16 protein-coding genes are annotated in these 16140 nt (G+C 74.7%); 8 read left to right on the top strand and 8 right to left on the bottom strand.

Annotated features, from left to right (window positions below):
* The first annotated feature begins 47 nt into the window (after positions 1-47).
* Positions 48-809, top strand: coding sequence for a lysophospholipid acyltransferase family protein (locus BMY88_RS18065; RefSeq protein WP_244524780.1), 762 nt, complete (start codon positions 48-50; stop codon positions 807-809).
* Positions 810-881: 72 nt separating this feature from the next.
* Here BMY88_RS18065 and BMY88_RS23490 read toward each other — a convergent pair whose 3' ends face one another.
* Genes BMY88_RS23490 through BMY88_RS18050 form a run of 3 tightly spaced genes read right to left on the bottom strand, consistent with a single transcriptional unit; the run spans position 882 to position 3939 of the window.
* Complete coding sequence (locus tag BMY88_RS23490; RefSeq protein WP_139220515.1) at positions 882-1451, bottom strand: TetR/AcrR family transcriptional regulator; 570 nt, start codon at positions 1449-1451, stop codon at positions 882-884.
* The gene (locus tag BMY88_RS18055; RefSeq protein WP_170861168.1) at positions 1448-2407 is read right to left on the bottom strand and encodes an alpha/beta fold hydrolase; all 960 of its coding nucleotides are present in this window, start codon (positions 2405-2407) and stop codon (positions 1448-1450) included. The genes BMY88_RS23490 and BMY88_RS18055 overlap by 4 nt, the downstream gene beginning before the upstream one ends.
* A 5-nt stretch (positions 2408-2412) precedes the next feature.
* Positions 2413-3939: a flavin-containing monooxygenase gene (locus BMY88_RS18050; protein ID WP_244524779.1), complete on the bottom strand. Its 1527-nt coding sequence runs from the start codon at positions 3937-3939 to the stop codon at positions 2413-2415.
* A 135-nt stretch (positions 3940-4074) separates the two neighbouring features.
* On the opposite strand from BMY88_RS18050, the gene BMY88_RS18045 reads away from it, so the two are divergent.
* Both BMY88_RS18045 and BMY88_RS18040 read left to right on the top strand, forming a co-directional pair.
* Complete coding sequence (locus BMY88_RS18045; RefSeq protein ID WP_091946784.1) at positions 4075-4980, top strand: short-chain dehydrogenase/reductase; 906 nt, start codon at positions 4075-4077, stop codon at positions 4978-4980.
* Positions 4981-5047: 67 nt separating this feature from the next.
* Complete coding sequence (locus BMY88_RS18040) at positions 5048-6343, top strand: cation:proton antiporter domain-containing protein (protein ID WP_211435708.1); 1296 nt, start codon at positions 5048-5050, stop codon at positions 6341-6343.
* A 7-nt stretch (positions 6344-6350) separates the two neighbouring features.
* Here the strand turns inward: BMY88_RS18040 and BMY88_RS18035 are convergent, their stop codons facing one another.
* Together BMY88_RS18035 and glpK are read right to left on the bottom strand one after the other, a co-directional pair.
* Positions 6351-7865: an alpha/beta hydrolase domain-containing protein gene (locus BMY88_RS18035; RefSeq protein ID WP_139220514.1), complete on the bottom strand. Its 1515-nt coding sequence runs from the start codon at positions 7863-7865 to the stop codon at positions 6351-6353.
* A 105-nt stretch (positions 7866-7970) separates the two neighbouring features.
* Positions 7971-9446 carry a glycerol kinase GlpK gene (gene glpK / locus BMY88_RS18030; protein ID WP_091946778.1) on the bottom strand — a complete coding sequence of 492 codons (1476 nt, stop codon included), beginning with the start codon at positions 9444-9446 and terminating at the stop codon, positions 7971-7973.
* An 80-nt stretch (positions 9447-9526) separates the two neighbouring features.
* On the opposite strand from glpK, the gene BMY88_RS18025 reads away from it, so the two are divergent.
* Both BMY88_RS18025 and BMY88_RS18020 read left to right on the top strand, forming a co-directional pair.
* On the top strand, positions 9527-9976 hold the full coding sequence (locus BMY88_RS18025) for a RidA family protein (protein ID WP_091946775.1): 450 nt from the start codon (positions 9527-9529) through the stop codon (positions 9974-9976).
* Positions 9973-10467, top strand: coding sequence for a polyadenylate-specific 3'-exoribonuclease AS (locus BMY88_RS18020; protein WP_244524778.1), 495 nt, complete (start codon positions 9973-9975; stop codon positions 10465-10467). Before BMY88_RS18025 ends, BMY88_RS18020 begins: the two co-directional genes overlap by 4 nt.
* A gap of 2 nt (positions 10468-10469) precedes the next feature.
* On the opposite strand, the gene BMY88_RS18015 is transcribed toward BMY88_RS18020, so the two are convergent.
* Entirely contained in the window at positions 10470-11357 is an 888-nt protein-coding gene (locus BMY88_RS18015; RefSeq protein WP_091946768.1) for an NAD(P)H-binding protein, read from the bottom strand.
* Between the two features lie 78 nt (positions 11358-11435).
* Here BMY88_RS18015 and BMY88_RS18010 point away from each other — a divergent pair, with 78 nt between their 5' ends.
* The 3 genes from BMY88_RS18010 to BMY88_RS18000 all read left to right on the top strand — a co-directional run bounded on the left by BMY88_RS18010 (position 11436) and on the right by BMY88_RS18000 (position 14903).
* The gene (locus tag BMY88_RS18010) at positions 11436-12461 is read left to right on the top strand and encodes an ATP-dependent 6-phosphofructokinase (RefSeq protein WP_091947119.1); all 1026 of its coding nucleotides are present in this window, start codon (positions 11436-11438) and stop codon (positions 12459-12461) included.
* A gap of 76 nt (positions 12462-12537) precedes the next feature.
* The gene (locus tag BMY88_RS18005; protein ID WP_091946765.1) at positions 12538-13875 is read left to right on the top strand and encodes a class II 3-deoxy-7-phosphoheptulonate synthase; all 1338 of its coding nucleotides are present in this window, start codon (positions 12538-12540) and stop codon (positions 13873-13875) included.
* Entirely contained in the window at positions 13875-14903 is a 1029-nt protein-coding gene (locus BMY88_RS18000) for a threonine aldolase family protein (protein ID WP_244524777.1), read from the top strand. The genes BMY88_RS18005 and BMY88_RS18000 overlap by 1 nt, the downstream gene beginning before the upstream one ends.
* 223 nt (positions 14904-15126) lie before the next feature.
* Here BMY88_RS18000 and bfr read toward each other — a convergent pair whose 3' ends face one another.
* Positions 15127-15615: a bacterioferritin gene (gene bfr, locus BMY88_RS17995; protein ID WP_091946762.1), complete on the bottom strand. Its 489-nt coding sequence runs from the start codon at positions 15613-15615 to the stop codon at positions 15127-15129.
* Positions 15616-15723: 108 nt separating this feature from the next.
* Complete coding sequence (locus tag BMY88_RS17990) at positions 15724-15924, bottom strand: (2Fe-2S)-binding protein (protein ID WP_091946760.1); 201 nt, start codon at positions 15922-15924, stop codon at positions 15724-15726.
* Positions 15925-16140: the final 216 nt, after the last annotated feature.

Raw genomic sequence — 16140 nt, 5'->3', positions numbered from 1 at the left:
GTCCTTCCGCTCCGCGGCTCCCTAGTCTGACAGTTCCCGAGGGAGGCGTGTTGTTCTACTGGTTCCTCAAGTTCGTGGCGATCGGGCCGTGGGCCACGCTCGTGTTCCGCCCGCATGCCGAGGGCGTGGACAACGTCCCGCGCACGGGAGCGGCGATCCTGGCGAGCAACCACCTGTCCGCGGCGGACTGGGTCTTCATGCCCCTGCAGCTGCGCCGCCGGGTCACCTTCCTCGCGAAGGCCGAGTACTTCACCGGCAGCGGCGTGAAGGGCTTCCTGCAGCGGGCCTTCTTCTCCGGAGCCGGGCAGGTGCCGATCGACCGGTCCAGCGCCTCGGCGGCCGAGGACGCGATCCGCACCGGCACGCGCATCCTGCAGGAGGGGAAGCTGCTGGGCATCTACCCCGAGGGCACGCGCTCGCCGGACAGGCGGCTGTACCGCGGAAAGATCGGTGTCGCGCGGATGGCGCTGGAGACGGGCGTGCCCGTGGTGCCGGTCGCGATGGTCTACGGCAGGCGGAACATCCCGCTGATCGGCCGGCACGTTCCCCGGGTGAGCGTCCGGTTCGGGCGCCCGCTGGACTTCAGCCGCTACGAGGGGCTGGCCGGCGACCGCTTCGTCGAGCGCTCGGTGACCGACGAGATCATGTACGAGGTCATGACCCTGTCGGGCCAGGAGTACGTCGACGTCTACGGCGCGCAGGTCAAGAAGTCGATGGACGGCGGGATGAGCGCGAACGAGGCGGTCAGCCGCCTGCAGCCGCCGGCGGTCGAGGCCGCCGACCGCGCTCCCGAGGCCCTCGCCGGCTGACGGGCCCTCCCACCGCTCGCACGCTCGCGGCGGAACCGCGCACGGGGGCCGCCCGACCGGACCCGAGCGCGATTAGCTCTCGAGCAGGCGGTCGAGGAGGCCGCGCAGCAGGTCCACGAGCTCACCGCGTTCCATCGTCGGCTCGCGCACCCACGAGCTCACCAGGTCCTCGGTGAACGCGAACCACGCGCGCAGCAGCTGCCGGCGCCGCGCGTCGTCGGGCAGCTCCAGCGCGGCGAGGGCCATGTCGACCAGCTGCTCGCGGGTCTCCTCGTACACCTCGGCGACCCAGGGGTCGCCCGCCGCCGCCCCGCGCACGAACGACAGGTGCGCGTCGCGGTAGGTCTCCACCCATCCGACGTAGCGCTCGAGCATCCCGGCGGCCTGCTCGCCGGCCGGCAGCCCCGGCCGGGGTGCCAGGTGCTCGCGCAGGACGTCGGCCGCCGCGCGCGTGACGGCGGTGTAGTAGTCCCGCTTGCTGGCGAAGTAGTGGAACAGCAGGCTGCGGCTGATCCCGGCCCGCCGGGCCACCTCGTCGATGGTCAGCTCCTGCACCGGCGTGGTGGGCAGCAGCTCGAGCCCGATGGCCACCAGCTGGGCGCGCCGGTCGCCGGCCGACCGGCGGCGGGCCGGGGAGGTCACGGCAGGGCCCGGGCGGGAACCCGGTCGACGGCGGCGCCGAGCAGCCGGCCCAGGGCGTCGCCGACGAGCCGCGGGCGCTCCTGCAGCAGCATGTGCCCGGTGCGGGGCTCGACGTGCAGCCCGGCGTGCGGCAGCGCCTCGGCGAGCCTCCGGCCGTGCCGCACGGGCGTGAGCCGGTCGCTCGTGCCCACCAGGACCTCCACCGGCACGCGGGCGAGCGCGGCCAGCTCCGTGCGCTTGTCGTGGTCGCCCAGGGCCGGGTAGAAGACGGCGAACGCCCGCACCGTCGTCGCGTGCATGATCTCCGCGCCCGCGCGCACCATCTCCTCGGTCGCGTCGGCGCCGTACAGCAGGTCCCGGACGATCCTCCGGTGCTGCCGGGCGGACGGCGGGGCCAGCCGCCGCAGCCCGTCGATCACCCGCGCGCCGCCCACCGCCGCGGCGACCAGGCCGGGGGCGAAGCGGCGGGCCAGCCGGTCCTGGGTGGTCCCCGGCGCCGGGCCGAGCTCGCCGGCCGACGTCGACACCAGCAACGCGCCGCGCACGCGGTCGCCGAACAGCTCCGGGCGGGCCGCGGCCAGGCACATGATCGTCATGCCGCCCATGGAGTGCCCGGCGGCGACGACGGGGCCGCGGGGCGCGACCTGGTCGAGCACGCACCCCAGGTCCAGGCCGAGCCGGTCGATGGTGACGGCCCCGGGGTCGTCGTCGCCCGGTGCCCAGGTCGACCGCCCGTGGCCGCGCTGGTCGTAGCGGACCAGGCGCAGCTCCCCGGCGGCGATGCGCGGGACCAGGAGCGCGACCGGGTCGTCCCAGGAGGCCTGCGACAGCGTCCAGCCGTGCGCCAGCACCAGGGTCACCGGGGCGTCGTCGGAGCCGTCGATCGTGGCGTGCAGCAGCGCGCCGTCGTCGGTGCGGACGGCGCCCGTGCGCCGCTCGCGGGTCCGCGTGCCCACGCCACTCACGCTGCCACCTCCCGGTCGCCGGCGGGCGTGCCGACGTAGTTCTCGCGGTCCAGCCGCCGGGTCATCCGCCGGAAGCGGAAGGTGAAGTCCGGCCAGAGCGTGGTGTTGTGGCCGGAGCGGTCCAGGTACCAGGAGGCGCAGCCGCCGGCCAGCCAGACCGTGCCCGCCGACCGGGCGGCGATGTGGTCGCGGTACCCCTGCTGGGCCTCGGGGGTGGTCTCCAGGACGGCCAGGCCCTCGGCGGCCATCGTCCGAAGCGCGTCGTCCACGTAGGCCACCTGCGACTCGATCATGTAGACCATCGACGTGTGGCCGACGCCGACGTTCGGCCCGACCAGCAGGAACAGGTTCGGGAACCCGGCCACCGTCGTGCTCCGGTTGCTGACCATGCCGCCGGCCCAGACGTCGGCGAGGGTGCGCCCGTCGCGGCCGGCGATCCGCTCGGCGATCGGCAGGTCGGTCACGTGGAAGCCGGTGGCCAGCACGATCGTGTCGGTCGGCCGCTCGAGGCCGTCGCGGGTCACGATCGAGTGCGGGCGCACCTCGGCGATGCCGGCGGTCACCAGCTCGGCGTTGGGTGCGGTGACCGCGGGGTAGTAGTCGTTGCTGATCAGGATGCGCTTGCAGCCGATCGTGTAGTCCGGCGTCAGCGCCGCCCGCAGTCGCGGGTCGCGCACCTGGCGCGCCAGGTGGGCCCGCGCCACCCGGCCGACCGGACGGAGGAAGATCCGCCGCTTGACCAGGCCGACGACGAGGAACTCCCGGACGCCGTAGAGGAGGGCGCGGACCAGCTTCTGGAACCCCGGCACCCGGCGGTAGAGGCGCTGCACCCACGGCTTCACGGGATGGTCGGTGCGCGGCACGATCCACGGGGGCGTGCGCTGGTAGACCGCCAGGCTCTCCACCTGCGGCTGGACGGCCGGGACGATCTGGATCGCCGAGGCCCCGGTGCCGATGACGGCGACGCGCTCGCCGGTGAGGTCGTGGCCGGCGTCCCAGCGCGCGGAGTGCATGACGGTGCCGGCGAACGAGTCCAGGCCCGGGATGTCGGGGTACGTCGGGTCGGCCAGGGCCCCGGCCGCCGAGACCAGCACGGTGGCCCGGAACTCCCCGGCGGTGGTGCTGACGACCCACTGCCGGGCGGCGTCGTCCCAGCGGGCCGCCGTGACCTCCGCGCCGAAGACGCACCTGTCGCGGACGCCGTAGCGGTCGGCGGTGGCCTGCAGGTAGGCCTGGATCTCCGGCTGCTCGGAGTACGACCGCGGCCAGTCGGGGTTCGGGGCGAAGGAGAACGAGTAGAGGTTGGACTGCACGTCGCACGCCGCACCCGGGTAGTGGTTGTCGCGCCAGGTGCCGCCGACGTCGTCGGCGCGCTCGAGGAGCACGAGGTCGTCCTCGCCGCGGCGGAGCAGGGCGATGGCCATCCCCAGGCCGGCGAAGCCGGTGCCGATCACGGCCACCCGCACGGTGCGAGGGGCGGCCGCCGCGGCGGCATCGGATCGGGTGTCGAGCGTGCTGGTCACCGTCTGGCGCTCCCTGGGTGGTCGGTGCGACGTCGTCGGCACACGGGTCCTCGGCTTGCTGAGCAACGGTCAACAAGCTACAACGGGAGTTGAGCAGTGCTCAACACGAGCGCACCGAGCCCCAGGGAGTCCCCGATGGCGCCTCTGTCCCGCACGCGCGTACCGCTGACGGGCAGGACGGTGCTCATCACCGGCGCGGCCCGCGGCATCGGCGCCGCGCTGGCCCGCAAGGCCGCCGCCCGGGGCGCCCGCGTCGCGCTGGCGGGCCTCGAGCCGGAGCTGCTGGCCCAGGTGGCCGACGAGCTCGGGCCCGAGCACCTGTGGGTCGAGTGCGACGTCACCGACCCCGGCGCCCTGGAGTCGGCCGTGCGGCGCGTCGTCGACACCTTCGGCGGGCTGGACGCCGTCGTCGCCAACGCCGGCATCGCGCCGCTGACCACGGTCATGACCAGCTCCGCCCACGCGCTGGCCCGCACCATCGAGGTCAACCTGATCGGCACGATGCTCACCGCGCACGCGGCGCTGCCCGCCGTCGCGCAGCGCCGGGGACACGTGCTGCTGATCAGCTCCGCGGCCGCGTTCACCGTGCTGCCCGGGATGAGCGCCTACTGCGCGTCCAAGGCCGGCGTCGAGCGCTTCGGCGACGTGCTGCGCCTGGAGGTCGCCCACCGCGGCGTCACGGTCGCCAGCGCGCACCCGACCTGGATCGACACCGACATGGTGCGCGACACCGAGGCGGCGCTGCCCACGTTCGCCGCGACCCGCAGGCGGCTCCCCGGCCCGCTGGGTGCGTCCACCTCCGTCGAGGACTGCGCGCGGGCGCTGGTCGACAACCTCGAGACCCGGCGGCGGCGGGTGTTCGTGCCGCGCTCGGTGGGCGCCGTGGCGGCGCTGCGACAGCTGGTCACCGGAGCCGTCGCGGAGAAGGCGATGACCCGCATCGCCGCCGCGGCGGTGCCGCAGCTGGAGCGCGACATCGAGGCGCTGCAGGGCCAGGAGTTCGGCCGCTCCTCCGTCGGCGGCACGCGCCGGACCCCCTGACGAGCTCCCGGCGAGGAGCCGCCCCGCTCACCGGGCCGGGGCGGCCGGGCGACCCCACACTGACCGCGTGACCCTGGACCCCACCGGACTGGCGTACGCCGCGGCGGGGGTCGCGACCCTCCTGGCCGCACTCCTGCCGCGGGCGCTGAGCCGCGCGCCGCTGTCGATGCCGATGGTCTTCGTCGGGATCGGGGTGCTCGGCTTCGCCCTGATCGACGGCCTGCCCTCGCCCGATCCCGTCCGCCACGGATCGGTGACGGTGCACCTCACGGAGGTCGTCGTCCTGGTGTCGCTGATGGGGGCCGGCCTCGCGCTGGACCGCCCGGTCGGCTGGCGGCGGTGGTCCACGACGTGGCGGCTGCTCGCGATCACGATGCCGCTGTCGGTCCTGGCGATGGCGCTGCTGGGCGGCTGGCTCCTCGGCCTCGGCGCGGCGGCGGCGATGCTGCTCGCGGCCGCGCTGGCGCCCACCGACCCGGTGCTGGCCAGCGAGGTGCAGGTCGCCGAGCCCAGCGAGGACGTCGAGAGCGAGGACGAGGCGCGGTTCGCGCTGACCTCGGAGGCCGGCAGCAACGACGGGCTGGCGTTCCCCTTCGTCTACGCCGCCATCGCCGTCGCCGCCTCGGGGCTCGCGCCGGGCGGCTGGCTGGGGGAGTGGCTGCTCGTCGACGTCCTGTGGCGGATCGCCGCCGGCGTCGGCACCGGCATCGTCGTGGGCTTCGCGCTGCGCGCGCTCTTCTTCTCCCGCCCCGCCGAGCGGGTCGGGCTGGCCGAGCGCGCGGAGGGCTTCATCGCCCTCGCCGGCATCGCGCTGGCCTACGGCCTGGCCGAGCTGGTCGGCGGGTACGGGTTCGTCGCGGTGTTCGCGGGCGCCTGCACCGTGCGCGCCGCCGAGCGTCGGCACGGTCGGCACCAGGTGCTGCACGCCTACGTCGAGCAGCTGGAGCGGCTGCTCACCGTCGTCGTCCTCGTGCTGGTCGGCGGCGCGGTCGCGCGCGGAGTGCTGGACGACGTCGGCCGGCGCGAGATCGTCTTCGCGGCGCTCCTGCTGCTCGTGGTCCGGCCGCTCACCGGCTGGCTGGCGCAGCTGGGCGGGGACACCGGGCGGTGGGAGCGCAACGCCATCGCGTTCTTCGGCGTCCGGGGCGTCGGCTCGCTGTACTACCTGGCCTACGGGTTGGAGGAGGCGGACATCCCGGGGGCCGAGCAGCTCTGGGCGGTCACCGTCCTGGTCGTGCTGGGGTCCGTCGTCGTGCACGGGATCACCGCCGGCCCCGCGATGCTGTGGCTGGACCGGCGGCGCGCGCGGCGGGCCGAGCGGGTGCACGGCACCGAGGAGAAGGCGCCGGTCACCCCCGTCTGAGCGCGCGTCAGCTGGGAACCGCCGCGTTCTCGGCGACCGACCGCAGCAGCTCGGCGTCCGCCTCGAGCACGTAGCCGTCCTCGACGGCCCGGTCGAGGGACTCCTCCCAGGCAGCCACGAAGGCGTCGTGGTCGGGGTAGAGCTCGGTGAGCTGCTCGGTGGTCAGCGGGACGGTCGTGCCGAACAGGCGGCAGAACCGCTGGAGGGAGTCGGCCGAGCCGGCGGGCTGCCCCAGGCCGCGGAGGACGGCGACCGGGGCGTCGACGGCGGGCGTGCGGATGCCCCCGAGGGTGATGCCCTGCTCGTCGACGGCGTACTCCGGGGCGGTCGGGTCGGTGCTGACCACCTCCAGCCGGGGCGCGCTGGGTGGCGGCGTGCCGGTCGCCACCCACTCGGAGAGCGCCACGACGGCGGCGCGCAGCACGTAGGTCTGCGGGCCCGCGTTGACCGGGAGGGCGCAGGTGAAGCCGGGAATCGGCTCGGTGCTGGGCGCGCGCATCGCGTCGAACCAGGCGGTGGCGCCGGCCTCGTCGCCCTCGTCGGTCGCGCCGAGGGCGAGGCCGTAGGAGTCGAAATGCGCCGTGCCGGCGACCTCCCAGAGCCGGTAGACGTCGCTGTCGTCCTGGCGGGCCTGCAGGGCGTCGGTGTCGGTCTCGGTCTGGAAGACCAGCACCGGGACGTCGAGGTCGGTCCGGATGCGGACGGCCGGCGGGGTGTCGATCTGCTCCAGCGGCGCCTGGGAGAGCGCGCCGCCCCGGCCGTACCGGCTGTGCACGAGGAACCCGTCGTAGACGTCGGCGACCGGGTGCACGGCGTTGATGTAGGTCGTCATCCGGATGGCCGACTGCGACTCGCCGATCGCGATGACCCGCTCGGGCTGCAGGCCGCCGAGCAGCTCGTCGGCGTCGAGCCGGACGGCCTGCCCGGCCTGCGAGAAGATGTCGTAGGAGTAGCTGTCGCCGGGGTGGGAGAGCGACGCGTAGCGCTCGGGGTCGGCGGTCCTGGTGGCGTCGAGGCCGACCTGCTGGGCCGACACGGCGACGTGCACGTAGCCGCTGCGGGTCAGCTCGACGTGGGTCAGCGTCAGGTCGGGGCTGGCGTCGACGCCGCCGGACACGTTCAGCCACTCCACGAGCGCGGTGCCGTTGAAGTCCTCGGGGTCCACGGGCCGGGTGACAACGACGCGCGTGGTGTACGGCGCCTCCTCCCCGGCCGTGACGATCCACTTCCCGTCCTCCGACAGCGGCCCGGCCGGGACGTGGGCCGTCGCCAGACCGTCGAGGAGGTACTCGACCTGCTCGTAGCCCAGGGCGCCGTAGTCGATCGTCGGGTTGGACGCGAGGGTGAACCCGTCCGGCAGCGCGTCGGAGACGGTGGCCTGCGTCACGGTCGGCGTCCGGCTCGCGGGGGCCGACGACGCGCCGGTGTCGCCCGCCCCGTCGTCGTCGGCGGAGCCGGAGTCGCTGCACCTCGCCGCCAGCAGGGCCAGACAGCCGACGGCCAGCACGAGACGTCGTCCCACTGCGCACCCCTTCGTGCGTCCGACGGTCCGGGACCGAACCGCGTTCAGCGCACCGTAGGGAGGGGATCCGGGCAGGTCAAGGACGCTCCGGAACCGGCGCGTTCCTCAGCTCGTCCACTGCCGGGCCCGGTCCAGCGCCTCCCGCCAGCGGTCGTGCCGGCCGTCGTCCCGGCGCCCGTCCTCGGGCTCGAAGCGGCGGTCCAGCGCCCAGGTCGCGGCGAGCTCGTCCTGGCCGGCCCACACCCCGGTGCCCAGGCCCGCGAGGAAGGCCGCCCCCAGCGCCGTGGTCTCGGTGACCCGCGGGCGGCGCACCGGGACGCCGAGCTGGTCGGCCTGCAGCTGCAGGAGCAGGTCGTTGGCGCTCGCCCCGCCGTCCGCCGACAGCTCGGGCACCGCCAGCCCGGCCTCGGAGACCATGACGTCGACGACGTCGCGCACCTCGAAGGCGATGGCCTCCAGCGTCGCCCGGGCCAGGTGCGCCCGCGTGGTGCCGCGGGTGATGCCGACGATCGTGCCGCGGGCGTGCGGGTCCCAGTGCGGAGCCCCCATGCCGGTCAGCGCCGGCACGAAGACGAGGTCGCCCGAGTCGGGCACCGTCCGGGCCAGCCCCTCGATCTCGGCCGCCGAGTCGATCAGCCCGAGGCCGTCGCGCAGCCACTGCACGGCGGCGCCGGTCACGAAGATCGACCCCTCCAGGGCGTAGACCAGGCCGTCGCCGACGTCCCAGGCGACCGTGGTGAGCAGGCCGGCCTGCGAGCGCACCGGCGTCGTCCCGGTGTTGGTCAGCACGAACGAGCCGGTGCCGTAGGTGCACTTGCTCGTCCCGGGGGTGAAGCAGGCCTGGCCGAAGAGGGCCGCCTGCTGGTCGCCGGCGATGCCGGCGATCGGGAGCGCCAGCCCGAGGAACGCGTCGGGGTCGGTGGTGCCGACGACGCCGGAGCTGGGCACCAGGTCGGGCAGCGCCGAGCGCGGCACCTGGAACAGCTCGCACAGCTCGTCGGACCAGTCGCCCGCGGCCAGGTCGTAGAGCAGGGTGCGGCTGGCGTTGCTGGGGTCGGTGACGTGCGCGGCGCCGCCGGTCAGCCGGTGCACCAGGTAGGAGTCGACGGTGCCCAGGGCCAGTGATCCGTCGCGGACGCCGTCCCACAGGCGCGGTTCCTCGGCCGCGAGCCAGCAGAACTTCGTGCCGGTGAAGTACGGGTCCAGCCGAAGCCCGGTGAGCTCGGCGATCCGCGGTTCGTGCCCGGCCGCCCGCAGCCGGTCGCAGATGCCGGTCGTCCGCCGGTCCTGCCAGACGATCGCCGGGCGGGGGGCCCGGCCCGTGCGCCGGTCCCAGACGACGGCGGTCTCCCGCTGATCGGTGATGCCCACGCAGGACGGCGTCCGGTCGGTGCGCCCGAGCGCCTCGCGGCAGGCGGCCAGCGTCGCCGTCCAGATGTCCTCCGGCTCGTGCTCGACCCACCCGGGGCGGGGGAACAGCTGCGCGAACTCCCGGTAGCCGCGGGCCAGGACGCCGCCGTCGGAGCCCACGACCAGCGCCGTCACCCCGGTGGTCCCTGCGTCGATGGCGAGTACCGGCATGCCGGCGAACCTAGCGGCGGGCCCGGGGCGGCGCAGGGCCTCCGCGCGACAGGCGGCCGGGTGTGCCCGAGGATCGGGGAGTGGCCTCCGGTATCGAGCTCGTCCGCCCGCCCGGCCTGACCGGCACCGCCCGCTTCGCCTACGCGGCCGTGAGCGATCCGGGGCGCATGGTCTTCACCGCCGGCGCCTGCCCGGTCGACGCCGACGGGGTCACGGTCGCGGTGGGCGACGTCGCCGGCCAGGCCCGCCAGGCGATGGCCAACCTGGTCGCCGCCCTCGAGGGCGCCGGGGCCGGGCTGCGCGACGTCCTGAAGACGACGGTGTTCGTGGCGACGACCGACCGCCGCGACCTCGTGGCCGCCGAAGACGTCGTCCGCGCGGCCCTCGGCGCGCACGCCGCGCCCAGCACGCTGGTCGGGGTGACGCTGCTGGGCCGTCCCGACCAGCTCGTCGAGGTGGAGGCGGTCGCGGTGCGGGACAGCTGGACGGAACCGGGGCCGCCGCACGACGCCTCTACCGTGGGCCCGTGAGTGTGCGGCGGTTCTTCTACGACACGGAGTTCATCGAGGACGGGACGACGATCGACCTCGTCTCGATCGGGGTGGTCGACGAGGCCGGCCGCGAGTTCTACGCGGTGAGCACCGAGTTCGACGACCGCCGGGCCGTGCCGTGGGTGCGCCGCAACGTGCTCGAGCAGCTGCCGCCGCCGGCCGACCGAGCCTGGCGCAGTCGCAAGCAGATCCGCGACGACCTCCTGGCCTTCCTCACCGGGCCGGGGGAGGAGATCGAGCTGTGGGCGTGGTTCGCCGCCTACGACCACGTCGCGCTCGCCCAGCTCTGGGGCGCGATGCCCGCGCTGCCCCGGGCGGTTCCGCGGTTCACCCGCGAGCTGCGCCAGCGCTGGGACGACGCCGGGCAGCCGGCGCTGCCGCCCAAGCCGGCCGGCACCCACGACGCCCTCGTCGACGCCCGCTACAACCTGGAGCGCTGGCGGGCGATCGAGGCGGCGCAGGGCGCCTGACGTCAGCGGCGCAGGGCCGCCCAGTCCTCGGGGTGGGCGCGCAGCTGCTCGGCGAGGGTGCGCGCCGGGTGCCCGGTGACCGTGGCGACGACGTCGGTGACGGCGGCCATCTCGCCGGCCGCGATCGACGTGTAGCTGCTGATCCAGCCCTCGATCTCCCAGTCCGGGTGCCCGGACGGCCGGCGGGAGGCCCACGCCTGCTCGACCGTCTCCTCCCGGTAGTCCACCGGGACGCCGGCGACCGCGCTCACGACGGCGGCGGCCTCGGCCAGCGTCAGCGCCTCGGGCCCGGTGACGCCGGGGGTCCGACCGTCCCAGGCGCCGGAGTCGTCCAGGAGCACGGCGGCGGCGACGTCGGCGCAGTCGTCCCGCGACACGAAGCTCGCCCGCCCACTGCCGGCCGGCCCGGCGATGACCGCGCGGGCATCCGGCCCGACGACGGCCAGGGACGGCACGAAGTCCGCGTACAGCGAGTGCCGCAGCGCCGTCCACGCGACCCCGCTCGCCGCGAGCGCCTCCTCCGTGGCGGCGTGGTGGCGGCCCAGGGTGAACACCGAGTCCGGCGCGGCCCCGAGGAACGAGGTGTAGACGATGCGCTGCACCCCGGCGCGCCCGGCGGCGGCCACGGCGGTGCGGTGCTGCTGCACCCGGTCCTCGGCCTCGGCCGCCGACACCAGGTAGAGGGTGTGCACGCCGTCGAGGGCCGCGGCGAACCCATCGCCGTCCGCGTAGCCGCCGGGGTTCTCGACCACCTCCGAGCCGGGCAGGAACCGGGTCCGGCCGGCGTCGCGCACCACGAGGCGGAGCTCCGCGCCCGCGGCGGCGAGCCGCTCGGCGACCCGGCGGCCGAGACCGCCGGTGGCCCCGGTGACGGCGAGGACGGCGGTCATGCGACGGAGGTGGGCGGCTGCGGCATCATGACCCTCGTCAACTTCCCGACCGGCCCGGATCCTTCCCGGAGGCAGCGCATGCGGATCGGCATCCTGACCGGCGGGGGCGACTGCCCGGGGCTCAACGCGGTCATCCGCGCGGTCGTGCGCAAGGCCGTCGACGTCCACGGCGACGAGGTGGTCGGCTTCCGCGACGGCTGGCGCGGAGTGCTGGAGGACGACGCCGTCGCGCTCGACCTGGCCGCGGTCCGCGGGCTGCTGCCCCGGGGCGGCACCGTCCTGGGGACCTCGCGCACCAACCCGTTCGCCTCCGACGACGGCGCGGAGCGGCTGCGGGCCACCCTCCGGCGGCGCGGCATCGACGCGCTGGTGCCCATCGGCGGGGAGGACACCCTCGGCGTCGCCGCGCGGCTCGGCGATGCGGGCGTCCAGGTGGTCGGCGTCCCGAAGACGATCGACAACGACCTGGAGGGCACCGACTACACGTTCGGCTTCGACACCGCGGTCGGGGTGGCGATGGAGGCCATCGACCGGCTGCACACCACCGGCGACAGCCACCACCGCACGCTGGTGGTCGAGGTCATGGGCCGGCACGCGGGCTGGATCGCCCTGCACGCCGGGATGGCCGGTGGCGCGAACGTCGTCCTCGTCCCCGAGCGCCCGTTCGACGTCGACGCCGTGGTGGCGCACTGCCGGCACCGCTTCGAGAGCGGCTACTCCCCGATCGTGGTCGTCTCCGAGGGCGCCCGGCCGGCGGAGGGCACGCTGGTCACCGCCGACGGGGGCCTCGACGCCTTCGGGCACGTGCGGCTCGGGGGCATCGGCGCGGCCCTGGCGGCGCTGCTGGAGGAGCGGACCGGCCGGGAGGCGCGGGCGGTCGTGCTGGGGCACGTCCAGCGCGGCGGGACGCCCTCGCAGTTCGACCGGGTGCTGGCCACGCGGTTCGGGCTCGCCGCCGTCGACGCGCTGCACGACGGGGCGTCGGGGGTGATGGTGGCGCTGCGCGGCACCGACATCGTGCGGGTGCCCATCGCCGACGCCACGGCCCGGCTCAAGCTCGTGCCCCTGGAGAGGTACGCCGAGGTGGAGGTGTTCTTCGGCTGACGGCCCCGCCGCGGGGGTCCTGGCGCGAGCTCGGGGCGTGCCCCGGGGCGTGGCCGGGGGGCCGTACTCTGGAGCGGTGAGCCTGACCGAATCTGCTGAGCTGGTCCCCGATCTGGACCGGTGGCGGGAGCTGCCCGCCGCCCAGCAGCCCAAGTGGCCCGACCGCGGCGCGCTCGACGACGTCCTCGAGACCCTCTCCACGGTGCCGCCCATCGTGGCGCCGAGCGAGGTCGACACGCTGCGCGCCCAGCTGGCCGAGGTCGCCCAGGGCCGGGCCTTCCTGCTGCAGGGCGGCGACTGCGCCGAGACCTTCGACCTCAACACCGAGCCGCACCTGCAGAGCACCACCCGCACGCTGCTGCAGATGGCCGTCGTCCTCACCTACGGCGCCAGCGTCCCCGTGGTGAAGGTCGGCCGGGTCGCCGGGCAGTACGCCAAGCCGCGCAGCTCGAACACCGACGCCCTCGGCCTGCCCTCCTACCGCGGGGACATGGTCAACGCGCTGGAGCCGGTGATGGACAAGCGCATCCCGGACCCGGGCCGGCTGGTGCGCGCCTACGCGAACTCGGCCGCGGCCATGAACATGATCCGGGCCTACGCGCGCGGCGGGCTGGCCGACCTGCACGCGGTGCACGACTGGAACAAGGACTTCGTCGCCACCTCACCGGCGGGCGTCCGCTACGAGGTCATCGCGCGGGAGATCGACCGGGCCCTGGCGTTCATGAAGGCCTGCGGCATCGACTCCGACGCGCTGCGCGGGGTCGAGCTGTACAACAGCCACGAGGGCCTGATCCTCGACTACGAGCGCGCGCTGACGCGCATGCACGACGGCCGGGCCTACGCCGCCTCGGCGCACTTCGTCTGGATCGGCGAGCGCACCCGGCAGATGGACGGCGCCCACGTCGAGTTCTTCTCGCAGATCGCCAACCCCATCGGCGTCAAGATCGGCCCGACGACGACGCCCGAGCAGGCCGTCGAGCTCGTCGAGCGCCTCGACCCCGAGGGGCTGCCGGGCCGGCTGACGCTGATCAGCCGGATGGGCAACGGGAAGATCCGCGACGTCCTGCCGGCCATCGTGGAGAAGGTCACCGCCAGCGGGCACACCGTCGTCTGGCAGTGCGACCCGATGCACGGCAACACCCACGAGTCCTCGACCGGCTACAAGACCCGGCACTTCGACCGCGTGGTCGACGAGGTGCTCGGCTTCTTCGACGTGCACCGCTCGCTGGGCACCTGGCCCGGGGGCATCCACGTCGAGCTGACCGGTGAGGACGTCACCGAGTGCCTCGGCGGCGCCATGGAGATCAGCGACGAGGACCTCAACAGCCGGTACGAGACCGCCTGCGACCCGCGGCTGAACACCGGCCAGTCGCTGGAGCTGGCATTCCTCGTGGCCGAGATGCTGCGCGGCTAGTGGGCTCCCCGGCCCACCCCGCCGACCCGCTCGTCGACCTCCGCTCCGACACCGTCACCCGGCCGACGCCCGGCATGCGCCGGGCGATGGCCGAGGCCGAGGTCGGCGACGACGTCTACGGCGAGGACCCGGCGGTCCGCGCCCTGGAGGAGCGGGTCGCCGATCTGCTCGGTCACGAGGCGGCGCTGTTCGTGCCCTCGGGGACGATGGGCAACCAGATCGGCATGCGCCTGGTCTGCGAGCCCGGCCAGGAGGTGCTCTGCGACGCCGACGCGCACGTCGTCACCTACGAGATGGGCGCGGCCGCGGCGGTCTTCGGCATCTCCACCCGCACGGTGGTCACCGGCGGCCGTCTCGACGCCGACCAACTGGTGGCCCAGGCCCGCGGCCGCGACGACTGGCACCTGACCGCGACGGCGGCCATCGCGGTCGAGAACACGCACAACCGCGGGGGCGGCCTCGTCCAGCCGCTGGGCCAGCTCGAGCGGCTCTTCGCGTGGTCCCGGGAGCACGGCGTCGCCGTCCACCTCGACGGTGCGCGGCTGGTCAACGCCTCGGTCGCCTCCGGCGTGCCCCTGGCCACCTACGGGCGGCTCGCCGACACGGTGTCGGTGTGCCTGTCCAAGGGCCTGGGCGCGCCCGTGGGCTCGGTGCTGGTGGCGTCCGCCGAGCGGATCGCGGCCGGGCGGCTGTGGCGCAAGCGGCTGGGCGGCGGCATGCGGCAGGCCGGGGTGCTCGCCGCCGCGGGGCTGTACGCGCTGGACCACCACGTCGAGCGGCTGGCCGACGACCACGAGCACGCGCGGCTGCTGGCCGAGCGGATCGGCGTGGACCCGGCGCGGGTGGAGACGAACATCGTCGTCGTCGAGGACGTCGCCGCGCCGATGATCGCCGAGGCGGCGAAGGCCCGGGGCGTGCTGGTCTCCCAGGTCGACGCCCGCCGGCTGCGGCTGGTCACGCACCTGGACGTCGACCGGGCGGGCGTGGAGCGGGCCGCGGACGTCGTCGCCGGGCTCATCGGCCGCTGACCCGTCGGCCGGTGTCTCCGGCCCGGCCGGTCCGGGGGCACTGCGCCGGGGTGGGCGGGGCACGTGGCTCTGTATGTGCACGTCTCCACCTCCCGGGCCACGGGTGCGGTGGGGGAGTGCACAGTTCCGAGCTGGGCCGGCGTCAGGTCGGTGAGGGCGCCGGAACGTGCCACGTCCGGCCCGCACCCGGGGAGGGTGCAGGCCGGACGTCAGCCGGAGACGCTCAGGCGTTGCTGTGGGTGGGGTGCTCCACCTGCCCGGCGAGGTAGAGCTGCTCGCCGAGGGTCTCCATGAGGTGCAGCTGGGTCTCGAGGTAGTCGATGTGCTGCTCCTCGTTGTGGAGGATCTCCTCGAAGAGGTTCTTCGTGACGCGGTCGCCGACCTCGTCGCAGTAGGCCGCGGCGGGGCGCAGGCGCTCCACGACCTCGAGCTCGACGGCCATGTCGGCCTCGAACTGCTCGCGGACCGTCTGCCCGATGCGCAGGGCCAGCAGCTTCTGGTAGTTCGGCAGGCCCTCGAGGAAGAGGATCCGCTCGGTGATCCGCTCCGCGTGGACCATCTCCTCGATGGACTCCTTGCGGGTGTACGCGGCGAGCTTGGTGTAGCCCCAGTTCTCCTGCATCTTGGCGTGCAGGAAGTACTGGTTGATGGCCGTCAGCTCGCTGGTGAGCTGCTCGTTGAGCAGCTGGAGAACTCGGGCGTCGCCGTGCATGGTGCTCCTCCTGGGGTCCGGCTGGGTCGAGGCTAGCCGGAGCCGAGGGGGTGCCACCTCTTCAGGCCACCCTTAGCGAGGGGAGGCTCACCTGGGCTTTTGCCGTTCTCAGGCCGCGTCGGCGGTGGCCACGCGCAGGCCGTGCAGCGGGTCGACGGCGCTGATCCGGTCGCAGATCCGGTCCAGGCAGCTGCCGCAGCCGGTGCCGGCGGCGCACGCGTCGCCGACCTCTTCCTCGCTGCGCGCGCCGGCGGAGATGACGTTCGTCAGCTCCGTCTCGGTGACGGCGAAGCAGATGCACACGTACACGGCGCGCTCCAGGGTGCAGGACGGGAAGGCACGCCTAAGTTAGCCGAGCCTTCCCTGTGTGGCAATGCTCACCCGCCACCGATCGTGCAGAAGCGCGGAATTGCCCCGGGGCGGAAGCGCGGAGTTGCCCCGGGGCGGAAGCGCGGAATTGGCCGGGATGCTCCTATCGGCGTCAAGCAGTGGAGACCAGGTCGTCAAAGTCGGCGAGTAGCGCGG

Source organism: Trujillonella endophytica, from assembly GCF_900110555.1.
GTDB lineage: Bacteria > Actinomycetota > Actinomycetes > Mycobacteriales > Geodermatophilaceae > Trujillonella > Trujillonella endophytica.
This window is presented reverse-complemented; position numbering and strand designations above follow the sequence as displayed.